This window comes from Rhizobium sp. L9 (genome assembly GCF_002531885.1).
Classification (GTDB): Bacteria; Pseudomonadota; Alphaproteobacteria; order Rhizobiales; family Rhizobiaceae; genus Rhizobium.
The window spans coordinates 46892-58941 of the sequence record NZ_NWSZ01000001.1; the positions used below are offsets into that span (position 1 = coordinate 46892).

A 12050-nucleotide genomic window follows, 5' to 3' on the forward strand; every position below is an offset into this window, starting at 1 on the left:
GGGTTCGAGTCCCTCCGGGCCCACCATTTTTTCTGCAAGCTCCTGTTTTTTATGTATATTTTTGATTTGCAATGTAGCCGGACGCGGATTCTCGGAATTTCGGCACGTGATCTGGAATTTTATCTGTGAGTTTTGTCATGACCGCTGGTGCACTTGGGAAGATGCAACGCCACCTCGTCACCTATCCCAGACTCGAGAGACACACGATAAGATGCTATTGTCAGCGCTATAGACGCGCTGCAGTCCACCGCAAACGGAAAGGGCAAATGGTTCCATATAGTTTTGCATGTCCGTGTGGGAGTGGCAGAACGTCCCTTGCCTGTTGCGAGAAATGGCCGGGGCACTTTTATAAAAGCCCATACGAAATCCCTTTTGGCAATTCCGGTTATAGTCATTCGAAGTGTTACATGAGTTTTACGTGCGACTGCGCGTCAAAGCGATCCAGCGAACATCTTATGAGCGATGGTATCCTGAAGCTGATCGGGCCTCTTGAGCCGAAGACACACCGATATACCAGGACTGGGAAAGCTTTTCCTGAACCTTATCCCCTGGCAGAAACGGCGAACGTGTTGTGCAAGCGGCATAACGAGATGTTCGGCGCAGCTTTTGACGTTGTGGGTATCAAGGTAGCGGCAGCGGTTGAAAGCGTCTTTAAAGACACCGCCAAAGGCGAGCACGTCCTCGTGAATGGCCAGGACTTCGAGCGGTTTCTCTTTCAGCGGCTGGCAGCATATTATTTTGCGAAAATGTTCAGTATCGAAGGGGTGCGAGATGAGGCTACTCTCTCATCCGACTTGATCGAGAAGGTAATGTTGAAGAGAGAGCTTCCCGACGGTGCGGGCCTTTATCTCACCGATCCGCCAGCGCACCACGATCCACATCGAGCGGGTTATGAAGTGGCAATGCTACGGGCATCCAAAATCGACAGTAACGTGGCGACGGTGAGCGGCATCAGATTTTCCATTCGGGACATCGCGTTTGTGCTGATCCTAGACAATACAATCTTCCCTGTTATCAAACTGCGAATGCACCGTCCGAAAGGGCTTCTCTATACAAATCGAAAGACCGGGTGGCGAAAAACTCTCATACAGTTTTGTTGGCCCCATGGCATGTCGAAAAGCGAGGCAGAGTTTCGGTCTATGAGTCGAGCCGGACAGCAATAGCTTACTGCTCAACGCGGCTTCGCGGTTTGACCGTGCCCCTTGCCTGCCGCTTAAGTTTCATCCACGCTGATGTTAATCACCGAGCTGGTGACGAAGCCCAACGGGACAGCTTTTAGAACTTCACGCCGATACCGAACTTGAGCTCGTGCTGGTTGAGATCGACGTCGACACCGAGAATGTCTTTCTCGCCGAAGTCATTATACCGATACTCGCCCCGGGCGAAGATGTTGTTGGTGATGGCAAAGTCGACGCCGGCGCCGACGGTGTAGCCGTTGAAGGTCTCGGTTTCCTTGTCTAGCCCCGGCAGGTCAACGTATCCACGCGTAGCGGTCCAGCCAGCCGCGCCATAAAGCAGCGCTCTGTCAAAGGCGTAGCCGACACGACCACGAACAGCGCCGGCCCAATCGGTGCCGACATCCGCGCCAAGCGCTTCCTCTTCGTTCCAATTGTATTCGAGGTTGCCCTCGATGCCGACAACGATGTTGTTGTCGAACTGGAAATTGTAACCTGCAAATGCACCGAAGACGCCGCCGTTGAAATCCTGGGAATCGCTGGCGCCGCCGGCGCTGAAGTCACCGTTTAGCCAACTAGCGCCGCCATCGATGCCGAGATACGGGCCTGACCAGGTGAAAACTGGCGCAGCCGCAACAGGCGCGGCCGGGACGTCCTGCACTGCATCCGCTGCAAAGGCGCTCGTTGCGACGAGTGCTAGAAAAGTGGTGGCGATCGTGAGCTTCATGTTCGTGACCCCATGTCTTGCAACACAACTGGAGGATACAGCCTCGTTCAACAAATAGCTGTAACGCCAAAGACACACTCGCATAACTGCACGGTAGAGAACATATCCGCCGAAGCGATCATGGCAAGTATCGCACCCTCTAATAACTGCACGAACGCCCATCGCTTGGCCTGAACCCACCACCGCAGGCCGGGTTGAGCGGCTGACTCTCGTAGTAGTAACCGCCATCGATCGACGAAGTCTGGTCGATGTATCCTGACGATGTGCAGGCCGAAATGAGCGTGGCAAGGCTGATCAGCGTTCCGGTCGCGATCAATGCGAAAAATCGGTTCATCTGAGCTTCTCCTCGGGGCATGGCTTCCACCCAAACCGTACAATTTACACGCCGCGGTGCAGAGAGCATTGATCTGCGGCAATCGACTGCCTCCGGCGGGTTCTTGTCACGCTAAAGTGATCGCTTTTCTACCCGCCTTTCCATGACCATGCGCTGTCACATAACTGTCATGCAAAATTGCCCGTTGTTAAGGCAGCCTGCGCAAAATATATGCCGCCAGCTAACAAAAAAAAGAATGAGTGAACTGCCATGAGCCTACAGAAACTTTTCAATCGCAATCTCCTGACCCGTTTTGTTGCCGGTCTCGGTGCGGTTCCCCAGCGCATTCGCGAGGCCCGCGAAGAGCGTAAGCCCGCGATCCATCCCTCCTTCATGGATGATTTCGGCGCCTGAGGCGCGGCGGGTCCTTCGATCCGCTCCCGGCTTCAGCCTCTGGTTTTGCGCAATCCTATCGCAAGACCGTTTCACAGATCTGCGCGACAGCGTCAGCCGCCCAATGCCCCGGCCGCCGGGTGAGGTAAAAGACCTCCCCGGGGTTGCCGCGCATTCTCAGTTGATCGCAGGTGCAGACGGTTCGCCCCAGCTGGAAATGGGTTGACCGGCCTTGGTCGGCACCCTGGCGTCGTAGAGTGCCAGCGAAGCCTGGAGCTGGCGCATATCGTTGCAGCGGTTGATGATGCCGCCGATATATTGCACGCAGTCGCTGGCGCTGCCCTGCACCGACCCCGTGGCCCAATCCTTGACGATCCCGTCGGCGCCGACCAGGAAATAGGAAAGCCGGTTATTCTCGGAAATCGTGGAGCTGCCGACCAGGCCGACGAAGTTCGTGCCGGTCTCGGTCCTGGCGGCGGGCGCCATATGTCGGTAGATCGTCATGCCGTTCTTCAACGGTGTTGCGCCGATCATCGGCCCGAAGGTTGCTTCGGAGCCGGAGAGCCGCGCCATCGGCGATTGACCGAGATTGGCGACCTCCACATAGGGTTTGCCCAGCGCATAGCTGGTGTATGAGCGGTTGGCGGCGTTTTCGGCCTTTTCTGCCACCTGGCTGCAGCCCATCAAACAGATGGCGAGGCCGATCGAAAGAATTGTCATAAAGCGCATGCTGCCCCCTTGCCGGACATGGCGTGTCCTGAAGCCCCTGTTGCTTAACCCGCCGTCATTGCTAGCAGCTTTGCGGGATTTGGGAAGGTGAGCGTTGGAAGATGCAGGAATGCAGGCCTTCCGTGCCACGCCCCTTTGCCCTGCGGGGCATCCCCCCACCGGTGGGGAGATCATAAGTGGCGAAATCTTCGCGTCTCTCCAGCGTTTCGCCGGGCTGAACGCTGATCGTTTGGCGGGCGATCGCACCCAGCCAATCCCCCGCTTGTGGGGTAGATGGCCGGCCAGAGCGGGCGGCCACGGAACGCCTACTCCTCCCACGCTCACATTTTTCTCCCGATCCGTCACCGCCCCCTTCCCTTCCGCCGCAATAGCTTCACAATCAACCGACAGAAAGCTCATCGGGAAACGACAACTAGGGAATGAAACATGGCGCCGATTCTGTCCAAGACACTTGTGATGACTGCCCTTCTGGCCCTGCCGCTCGGCAGTGCCGCGCCTGTATTGGCGCAGGAAGCAAAGCCGCGTGAGGCGGTGATTTCGGTGACGGGCGATGGCGAATCGTCCTTGGCGCCCGATATGGCCGTCGTCAATCTCGCCGTCGTCAAGCAGGCGAAGACCGCCCGTGAAGCGCTCGACGAGAACAACAAGGCGATGAATGACGTGCTGAAGGCACTGAAGGACGGCGGCATCGCCGAGCGCGACCTGCAGACCTCGGGCTTCTCCATCCAGCCGCAGTTTAATTATCCGCAGCCGGTCGATGGCCAGCAGCAGCAGCCGCAGCTGATCGGCTACCAGACTATCAATTCGGTCACTGTGCGCCTGCGCGATCTTTCCAAGCTCGGCCAGGTGATCGACCAATCGGTGACACTCGGCATCAATCAGGGCGGCGACATCCAGTTTACCAACGACAAGCCGGATGCGGCGCTCGAAGAGGCGCGCAAGAACGCCGTCGCCGAAGCCGTCAAGAAGGCGAAAACGCTGAGCGAAGCCGCCGGCGTCAAGCTCGGCCGCATCATCGAAATCAACGAGAATGAGCCGCGCCCGCTGCCGCAGCCCGCTTATCGCGCCACGATGATGAAGGAAGCCGACGCAGCCGTTCCCGTCCAGGGCGGCGAGAACAATTACACTGTCAGCGTCACCGTGACCTTCGCCATCGAGCAGTAAACGGAAGCGCGGCGCGTCTTTTGACGCCGTGTGCTGACTGCTGGCGGCCGCCTGCTAGCGCCGATGCCCCTCACCCTAACCCTCTCCCCGTTCTGACGGGGAGAGGGGACGTGCCCTACGAGAGCTCCGCGGGGAACAGAGAGCTAGCGAGTTATCCCCTTCGCCCCGCCGGAGCGGGGAGAGGTGCCGGCAGGCGGATGAGGGCTGATCTCATTATTTTCATCGACAGGACAGCCGCGGCACAAGGCCCAGGAAACGGAGCTCCTGCCTTTAAACTGAACGCCGCGCGCCCTTCCAGGCGCGCGGCTTTGGAATCTCACAAAGAAACCGCCCGTGCCGGCTCAGCGAGACGGGCGCAGGACAATCAGCGACGCAAAGCGGGGCAGCCGCGGACGTTGGCGAAGCTCATTTCATCGGGGCCGCGGCGGGTCCAGCCCTGAACGATGACGCGGCGCGGGGTGATGTCGACGACGCGCGGGCGGCGGAAGCCCCAATCGCGGGCGAGATCTTCCGCCAGCCGCGGATCGCAGCCGCGCGGGCGCCGGCCGAAGCCCGGCGGCGGAGGCGGACGGCGATAATCGCGCGGCGGATCACGATCCTGATCGCCGATAATGATACTAAATTGAGCGGCCGCCGGGACCACCGTGCCGGCAAGAGTGCCTGCGGCAAGCATGGCGGCAAGACCCGCCTTTGCCAGAAACTGCATCATCGAAAAACCTTTCGTTCTATAGTCGTCGGTGCGGTCGAGCCGCCCTCCCCACTCTCCGCATCACGCCGAGGCGTCAGTGGAATCACTTATACAAATCGGAGAAGAGACGGCTGAAAGTGTCGCCGTCAAGGCGAAAGGGCAAGCGCACATAGGCGCTTGCCGTGCAATTTTCAACGCCGGATCAGCGGGCAGCCGCGGACATTGGCGAAGACCATCCTGTCCCAGCCGCGACGATCGCGCCCGGCGACGACGACGACACGCGGCGACATGCGGGTGATGTGGGCTCTGCGCAGGCCGAAATCGCGCGCCTTGTTCACGGCGTGCATCGGCGAGCAGCCGCGGATTGGACGATAATATTGCGCCTCGACGATGAAGTTTGTCTGCGGCCCTGCGGCTGCCGCCGTGGAAACAGTGGCCGGAATGGATGAGAGGGCGAGCACTGCGGCAAGGCAAGCCTTGGTGAGGAAATGCGTCATGGAGTGTCTCCGTCGATTGGTCTTTTAAGCTCTCCCATAAGGGATTGCCTCGACACTAAATGCGGCAAGCTGAATGCTGTTCGAACCGACCATTCAGTTTGCATTCACAAGAAGATGAGCGGTTTTTGACGGCTCTTCTTTCGATCGGGATTCGCGTGATCTCTCGTCTGAAGGAGATCGCTCATCACCCGCCCCCTCCTTCGAGGCTCCGGCCTATGGCCTATGGCCTACGCGCCTGAGGATGAGGGCTGATCGTGGTGCCATGGGGCTGGTGGGCTGATCGGTGTGCCGCGTGGTCGATGGCTGATCGCCGTGCCATAGCCTCGGCAAGGACGCACGGCGTTCTCAGGCCCCGAGATGCAGCACGATTTCGCGCTGGTGCGGCCGGTCGCGGTGTTCGAAGAGATAGAGGCCCTGCCAGGTGCCGAGCGTCAAGCGTCCCCTGGCGACCGGAATGCCGATCGACACCTGCGTCAGCGCCGCTTTGATATGCGCCGGCATGTCGTCCGGCCCCTCGGCCCTGTGCACGATCCAGCCCATCGATGGGTCGGAGGCCGGCGGCACGAGCCGACGGAAGAAGGCGAGAAGATCGGTGCGCACGTCGGGATCGGCATTTTCCTGGATCAGCAGTGAACAGGATGTGTGGCGCACGAAGACGGTGAGAAGCCCCTCGTCCCGTCCCGAGGCGCTGACGAAGGCCTCCGCCTGATCGGTGAATTCGTAAAGTCCCTGGCCGCGAGTGGACAGGGTGAGGATTGTCTGGGGCACGGGCATTCTCCGTCTCGCAATGACATTGTCCGCGAGTTGGCGCGCCGTGACGGCCAAGTCAATGGCCGTCGCATGGGCAGATCGATGCCCGCCATCGGCTAAGGCCCATTCACCAGCTTGAGGATGAGCTGCTGGATATTGCCGCCGTCGCCCATTTCGACCTTGTCGAAGTCGCGGCCGCGCTGGCGCTGCTTTGCGGAAATCTCGCCGAGGCGTCGGGTCAGTTCGACCCTGATCTTCTTGCAGTCGGGGTCGTCGGCAACGGTGAAGCCGACGCTCATCGCCTCGATTTCCTTAACCATGTCCTTGATGGTTTCGCCGTGCACCCGCTCATGCGCGGCAACGCCTGAAATGAAGCCATCCCAGCTGGTCTTGACGGCTGGCGGCAGCGGGGCCGAGGGCTTAGGCAGTGTGTAGGTGATGATGAGCTTCGGCCGGTTGGTGACGATGGCGCAGGCATTGCCCTGCGGCTCGTACTTGCGGGTCCAGGTGAGCTTAAACGTTGTATGCGCGATGACCCTGCCCGTCACGCCGGCTTTGGGGCCCTGTGCCCCGATCGATTGATAAAGTTCGGCGCCGGTCTTGCCTGAAATCGAATAGGGCCGCACCTCCTCGATCGCCTGCCATTCGCTCTGCGCCGCGGCCGGTAATGCGGAGAAAACTGCCGCCAATAGGTTGGGTAGAAAAGTCTTCGTCACGCATCGTCCCGCCAAGTGATTCCCGCCACCCTAACGGCGCCGTTCCTCCCTTTCAACGCGCATGCGATGCGGCAGATATCAGCGCGGCTCTCTGGAGATGCTGAGATAGGCGGGGTCGAATTCGGCGATCTCCTGCAGGCGTTCCCAATCGACGATGGTGATCGTTCGGTTCTCCCAGGTGAAGGCGCCCTCGCGCCTGAGAGCCTGCAGCGTCTTGTTGAGGTGGACCACCGATATGCCGAGCACGTCCGCCATCTCGATCTGCGTCAGCGGAAACTGAAAGCTTTCGCCCCGGGTGCGCCTGACGACCTTCAGCCGCATGAAGAGTTCGCAGACGAGATGGGCGATCTGGGCGCGTTTGGAGCGCCGCCCCATGGCGACGATCCATTCCCGGTGAATGGCGCCGTCGACCAGCGTGTCGAGCCAAAGCAGCCGCGTCAAATGCGGCATGCGCTCGGTGATCGCCCTCAAGTCGGCATGATCGGCCAAAGCGACGTGGCAGGGTGAGAGCGCAACGATGCCATGATCCATTACCTTGACGGGAAAAGCATGGAGGTCGACAAAGTCGCCGGCAACATGAAGTGCGGTGATCTGCCGGCTGCCGTCCGCCATCACCTTGTAGCGCGCCGCGAACCCATCGAGCAGCAGCGTGCTGAAGGGCGGCCGGCTGCCTTGGGAAACGAGATCTTCTCCGACGGCGAATTGCCTGTCCTTGACGAGGATCGACCGAAGAAGGTTTTCCTCCTCGTTTGATAGCACATCACGGCTTCCAAGGTTCAGCAACAAGGGTTCAATCACGGTCCTGTCTCCCGCTATCGCAAGGGCTCGGGGCCGTCTCGGTGCAACCTGTATTTTCTATAGGAATCAAGGCCTAGCCTCGGGAACAATTGTCTTCATTGGTTATTTCCTCTCTGACGCGCAGGAAAGAACATGGCTCGCTACTATTTCGATCTACACAACGGGGAAGGTCCGACCCGCGACGAGCACGGCACCGAGCTCAAATCTCGTGAAGACATCCCCAAAGAGGTGACCCGCATCCTGCTGGACGTGGCGCGAGACGAATTGCCGGCAGGTGACCGCATGACGATTGCCGTTACCGTCCGCGACGAGCGCGGCGATCCTGTCACAGTCGCCAGTCTCGTCTTCAGCAATGAATGGGTCGACGTCATTCGATGACGGCCTCTGGATGCCGGCGGGTCCCATATAGGCATCAATCCAACTGTTCGATGGATGCGCTCTAGCTCCTTGCTTTCATGCATGTCGTCATCCGCACACTTCCGGGAGCGACATGCATTAAGACCCACCCCGGCGGGCGGCAATTAAATTTGACATAGTTCCGCGAGTGGCCCGAAAGCGTCGACGGGCATTTCTCCGGTTGAGGTCCGATCGCTTCTATTTCGCGATCTCTTCCAGAATCAGCCGAATTTCCGCAAGCGGTTTGCGGCTTTCGTCGAAAAGTTCGACCGAAAGCATGTTCAAAGGCGCAGTGGGCAGGCCTTCGGCTGCCATTTCCGCGAGGACCCTTCGCGCCTCTGCCTTGGCAGCCTCGACGGATTCGAATTCGTATCCGGTCTCGGTGCCGACACCATCGCGATCGAAGAGCTGGAAGTGGAATTTCGGCACGGCATGCTCCTTCGATGATGCCCCTAACGATGCTGAAGGCGACAGGTTCCGGCCGAACGATTTTCAGCGCCCGCCATCCGGCGATCCTCAGAAAGCGCCGGCCTCGGGCGAAGCCAATTCCTCGATTGCGTCGACACGGTCGGGATAGAAGGCGAGATGGTCCTTGATGTTGCTGACGGCGGCATGCGGGGCTTCATAGGTCCAGGCCGCGTTCTCGGAGCGTTTGCCGCCCAAAGCAATACTGTAATAAGAGGCATCGCCCTTGTAAGGGCAATGTGTGGCGTGATCGGTGCGCTGAAGCAGCGACATGTCGACATCCCTGCGAGGGATATACTGGACCGGCGGATAGGAAGCCTCGCGCAGCGTCAGCGCGTTGCGGCTGTCGGCAATCCTCCGGCCGGCGACGGTGACGACGACGCGGCAGGGATTGTGCTCGACGGTGATCGGATGGTCCGGCCCGGGAATCTTGATCGACTTGTCCAACATGGGTTCGTCTCCAGAAGATAGGATGCCCCTGAGATAGGGCGCGCATGCCGCCGGCCCAACCCCCGAGCGTTTCCTTCCCTTACACCTGGAATGCGAAACGCGGCGATGCCTGACTGAGGGCGGCGGTCGCCGCTGTCACCGACCAGTGACGCGCGAGCGCATCCGCGAGCGTCGCAACCAAGCTGGCGGTTTCCTCGCCGGCCCCGGCATGCAGCGCCTCGGCGACGATCAGCACCGAGCGCGTCGTCTCCCGCACCGCCGACAGGCCGCTCTGCCGGTTCGTCCAGCGGCGGGCATGTGCTCTGCCTTCGTCATCCGCGAAGATCACCTCGTCCGGCAACGGATATTCGCTTTGACCGCTGAAGGTGAGATAGGTCTCATGCCCCGTTGCATGCCGCACCTGGAGATCGCCGGCAATGTTTTCCGTATCGAAGACGGCGACAGGAATGGCAAATGCGAGCGAAATCGCATTGCAGAGATCGATGAGCGGATGAAGGCGCGGCAGGGCGTGCTCCTGGCGGAAGCGGCGCAGAAGCGCCTCGGAGGCCGAGCGATACTGCGTCGGCTTCAAGCCCATGCGGGAAAAGCCGCGCCGCCACGCCTGGATCTCCGGGAATTCGCTTTCCTGGGCCTCAGCCAGGCGGGCCTCGGCAATCGCGCTGAAACTTGCGACCGCCTCTTCGACGTCTGCCGCCGCATCAATGCCTTCGGCAAAAAGCGCGCCGGCGCGAAGCTCCGGAAAAACCTGCCATATCGCGTCGGAATGGCTGAATTGCATGGTCATTTCCCTTCGATGAATTTCCTGTGGTTTCCTGCAAAGGCAAGCCCGGACACGGCCGCCAGCACGCTGGCGATGCCGGCGATCTGGTTGAAGCCGACTGGCTCACCGAGGATGACGAAGGCGAGCATGACGGCCGAAACCGGCGCAAGCGCGGTGAAGAGCGCGGCTTCCGTGCCGCTCACCCTCTCTGCCCCCGCATACCACAGCAGAAAGCCGCCGACGGTCGGCACCAGGGCATAATAGACGACGGCAGCGGCAGCACTGGCTGAAAACCCATGCGTGAGGGGCGCCTCGAAAATGGCCGGAACGATCGAGACGGCGAAGCCGATGCCGGTCATCAGCGTCGACTGGGCAAGCGGCGGAATGTCGACGGTGAGCCGCTTGTTCAAGAGAATGAACAAGCCCTCGCAGATAACCGCGAGGAAAATCAATGCATTGCCGGCAAGCGAACCGCCAGTCGCCTCCGGCGTGAAGGCGATCGAAAACACGCCGGCGCTCGCCAGCGCCACGGCCAGAAGCAAGGCGCGCCCCGGCCGTTCGCGCAGCAGCAGGATCGAAACCGCCGCCGAGACCACCGGCAGCGTGCCGACGATGACGCCCGCATCGGCGGCCGAGGTCAGCCTGAGACCTGATATCAGCAGAGTCGTATATCCGACACTGCCGGCGCCGGCCTGAATGACGAGGATGAGACGGTCATGGCTGGAGAGCTTCGGCAACCCCGTTCCGCTTGCCCGCATCAGCAGGAAGAAGACGGGAAGAGCGAGGGCGAAGCGCAAGGCGGTGGCGGTGAAGGGCGGCAGTCCCGAAGCAATGATCTTGCTCGCGATGACAGTGCTGCCGACCGTCAGCATGGCCAGCGCCAGATAGAAATAGCCTTGAACCTGTCTCGACATTCCGCGCCTCCGATTGGATACGCCGAAGAAACAGCAGCGAGCGGTTCGGGTCTTGAACGAAATTGCAGTTGTATGAACCAAAGCAAGGTGGCCAGCCTCGTCCTTCGAGGCCCCCGCGGGGCGCCTCAGGGTGAGGCTGGAGAGAGGTCGCAGGGCGCGGCACTCACGAACAGCCATCGCCCAATGCGGCCCTTGCGAGGCACGGGATGAGGCTGGAGAGAGGTGGCAGCGCGCGGCACCAGGAATCAGCCTTCCATCGCTCAGAGAAAAGCGCCGGCGTAAAGCCGCGGCGACAGGCCGTATTTGCGCACGAAGACGCGCGTCATGTGGCTCTGGTCGGCAAAGCCGCTGGCAAAGGCCGCTTCCGCAAGCGGCGTGCCCTCAGCGATCAGCCGCCGGGCGAGATGGATGCGAGCCTGGACAAGATAGGCATGCGGCGTCAATCCGGTCGCCCTGGCGAAGCCGCGCAGCAGCTGGAAGCGGCTGAGGCCGCTTTCCCTGGAAAGATCGGCAAGCGAGACGGCGGCCAGAGGATCGTCGTCGATCAGATCCCGCGCCGCGCGGATGGATGACGGCACCAGCGGCCTCTCCTCGCTGCCGCCGCCTTCCCGCATGACATCGGCGACGAGTTGCAGAAGCAGTTCCTCGCAGAGCAGCCCGTCGGCAGCACTCGCGGTCACCGCGCAAAACAGCGTTCCGAAGCGGGCGGCGATCGCTGCATCGCGAATGACGGGATGGGGAATTTCCGAACGCCCTGCGCCGATCTCTTGCGAGAGGCCGGTGACGATCTCGGGATCGAAATAGAGGATGCGCCACGACCGGCGCTCGCCGATCGGCGCGCCGTCATGCACTTCGTTCGGATTGACGGTAATGATATCACCTGCCTCCGCCTCCACCATGCCGCGGCCGCTGAGCGATTTCTGCGCCCCCGACGACACGAGGCCGATGCCGAACTGCTCATGCGTGTGCCTGGCGAAACTGTGAGGCGTTTCGGCTTCCACCGCTTCGACGCCTGGAAGCGCCGAGCGCAGCATCCTGAACTGGTTTTTCGGCATTTGACATCCGCAGGTCCGATGCCGGCAACTCTGCCAGCCGCGCCTTGATGACGCAACCGT

General features: G+C 60.7%; 17 protein-coding genes. 4 read left to right on the forward strand and 13 right to left on the reverse strand.

Annotated features, from left to right (window positions below; translation table 11 throughout):
- Positions 1–455: 455 nt before the first annotated feature.
- Positions 456–1163 carry a hypothetical protein gene (locus CO660_RS00230; RefSeq protein ID WP_097596881.1) on the forward strand — a complete coding sequence of 236 codons (708 nt, stop codon included), beginning with the start codon at positions 456–458 and terminating at the stop codon, positions 1161–1163.
- Between the two features lie 112 nt (positions 1164–1275).
- On the opposite strand, the gene CO660_RS00235 is transcribed toward CO660_RS00230, so the two are convergent.
- Together CO660_RS00235 and CO660_RS00240 are read right to left on the reverse strand one after the other, a co-directional pair.
- Positions 1276–1902 (reverse strand): outer membrane protein, encoded by a 627-nt coding sequence (locus CO660_RS00235; protein WP_085778845.1) that lies wholly within the window; start codon positions 1900–1902, stop codon positions 1276–1278.
- A 139-nt stretch (positions 1903–2041) separates the two neighbouring features.
- Entirely contained in the window at positions 2042–2236 is a 195-nt protein-coding gene (locus CO660_RS00240; protein ID WP_085778846.1) for a hypothetical protein, read from the reverse strand.
- A 249-nt stretch (positions 2237–2485) separates the two neighbouring features.
- Between CO660_RS00240 and CO660_RS33125 the strand changes: the two genes are divergently transcribed.
- Positions 2486–2629, forward strand: a complete 144-nt coding sequence (locus tag CO660_RS33125) for a hypothetical protein (protein WP_168296739.1) — start codon at positions 2486–2488, stop codon at positions 2627–2629.
- 156 nt (positions 2630–2785) lie between these two features.
- Here the strand turns inward: CO660_RS33125 and CO660_RS00245 are convergent, their stop codons facing one another.
- Complete coding sequence (locus CO660_RS00245) at positions 2786–3337, reverse strand: hypothetical protein (RefSeq protein ID WP_097596882.1); 552 nt, start codon at positions 3335–3337, stop codon at positions 2786–2788.
- A 426-nt stretch (positions 3338–3763) separates the two neighbouring features.
- On the opposite strand from CO660_RS00245, the gene CO660_RS00250 reads away from it, so the two are divergent.
- On the forward strand, positions 3764–4501 hold the full coding sequence (locus CO660_RS00250; protein WP_097596883.1) for an SIMPL domain-containing protein: 738 nt from the start codon (positions 3764–3766) through the stop codon (positions 4499–4501).
- Positions 4502–4865: 364 nt separating this feature from the next.
- On the opposite strand, the gene CO660_RS00255 is transcribed toward CO660_RS00250, so the two are convergent.
- From CO660_RS00255 to CO660_RS00275, 5 genes are all read right to left on the reverse strand, one after another.
- Positions 4866–5210 (reverse strand): hypothetical protein, encoded by a 345-nt coding sequence (locus CO660_RS00255; RefSeq protein ID WP_097596884.1) that lies wholly within the window; start codon positions 5208–5210, stop codon positions 4866–4868.
- A gap of 170 nt (positions 5211–5380) precedes the next feature.
- Positions 5381–5686, reverse strand: a complete 306-nt coding sequence (locus CO660_RS00260; RefSeq protein ID WP_085778850.1) for a hypothetical protein — start codon at positions 5684–5686, stop codon at positions 5381–5383.
- A 345-nt stretch (positions 5687–6031) separates the two neighbouring features.
- Positions 6032–6454: a secondary thiamine-phosphate synthase enzyme YjbQ gene (locus CO660_RS00265; protein ID WP_097596885.1), complete on the reverse strand. Its 423-nt coding sequence runs from the start codon at positions 6452–6454 to the stop codon at positions 6032–6034.
- Between the two features lie 98 nt (positions 6455–6552).
- Positions 6553–7152: a DUF922 domain-containing protein gene (locus tag CO660_RS00270; RefSeq protein ID WP_097596886.1), complete on the reverse strand. Its 600-nt coding sequence runs from the start codon at positions 7150–7152 to the stop codon at positions 6553–6555.
- A 78-nt stretch (positions 7153–7230) separates the two neighbouring features.
- Positions 7231–7950 (reverse strand): Crp/Fnr family transcriptional regulator, encoded by a 720-nt coding sequence (locus tag CO660_RS00275; RefSeq protein ID WP_097596887.1) that lies wholly within the window; start codon positions 7948–7950, stop codon positions 7231–7233.
- A gap of 132 nt (positions 7951–8082) precedes the next feature.
- Between CO660_RS00275 and CO660_RS00280 the strand changes: the two genes are divergently transcribed.
- Positions 8083–8328 carry a hypothetical protein gene (locus CO660_RS00280; protein WP_011426184.1) on the forward strand — a complete coding sequence of 82 codons (246 nt, stop codon included), beginning with the start codon at positions 8083–8085 and terminating at the stop codon, positions 8326–8328.
- Positions 8329–8544: 216 nt separating this feature from the next.
- Here the strand turns inward: CO660_RS00280 and CO660_RS00285 are convergent, their stop codons facing one another.
- The 5 genes from CO660_RS00285 to CO660_RS00305 form a co-directional block, all read right to left on the reverse strand.
- The gene (locus tag CO660_RS00285; protein ID WP_020921849.1) at positions 8545–8775 is read right to left on the reverse strand and encodes a hypothetical protein; all 231 of its coding nucleotides are present in this window, start codon (positions 8773–8775) and stop codon (positions 8545–8547) included.
- An 87-nt stretch (positions 8776–8862) separates the two neighbouring features.
- Entirely contained in the window at positions 8863–9261 is a 399-nt protein-coding gene (locus CO660_RS00290) for a DUF427 domain-containing protein (RefSeq protein WP_097596888.1), read from the reverse strand.
- Positions 9262–9340: 79 nt separating this feature from the next.
- Positions 9341–10039, reverse strand: a complete 699-nt coding sequence (locus CO660_RS00295) for a phenylalanine--tRNA ligase beta subunit-related protein (protein ID WP_097596889.1) — start codon at positions 10037–10039, stop codon at positions 9341–9343.
- A 2-nt stretch (positions 10040–10041) separates the two neighbouring features.
- On the reverse strand, positions 10042–10935 hold the full coding sequence (locus tag CO660_RS00300) for a DMT family transporter (protein ID WP_097596890.1): 894 nt from the start codon (positions 10933–10935) through the stop codon (positions 10042–10044).
- A 260-nt stretch (positions 10936–11195) separates the two neighbouring features.
- Positions 11196–11990 (reverse strand): AraC family transcriptional regulator, encoded by a 795-nt coding sequence (locus tag CO660_RS00305; RefSeq protein ID WP_097596891.1) that lies wholly within the window; start codon positions 11988–11990, stop codon positions 11196–11198.
- Between the last annotated feature and the right edge of the window lie 60 nt (positions 11991–12050).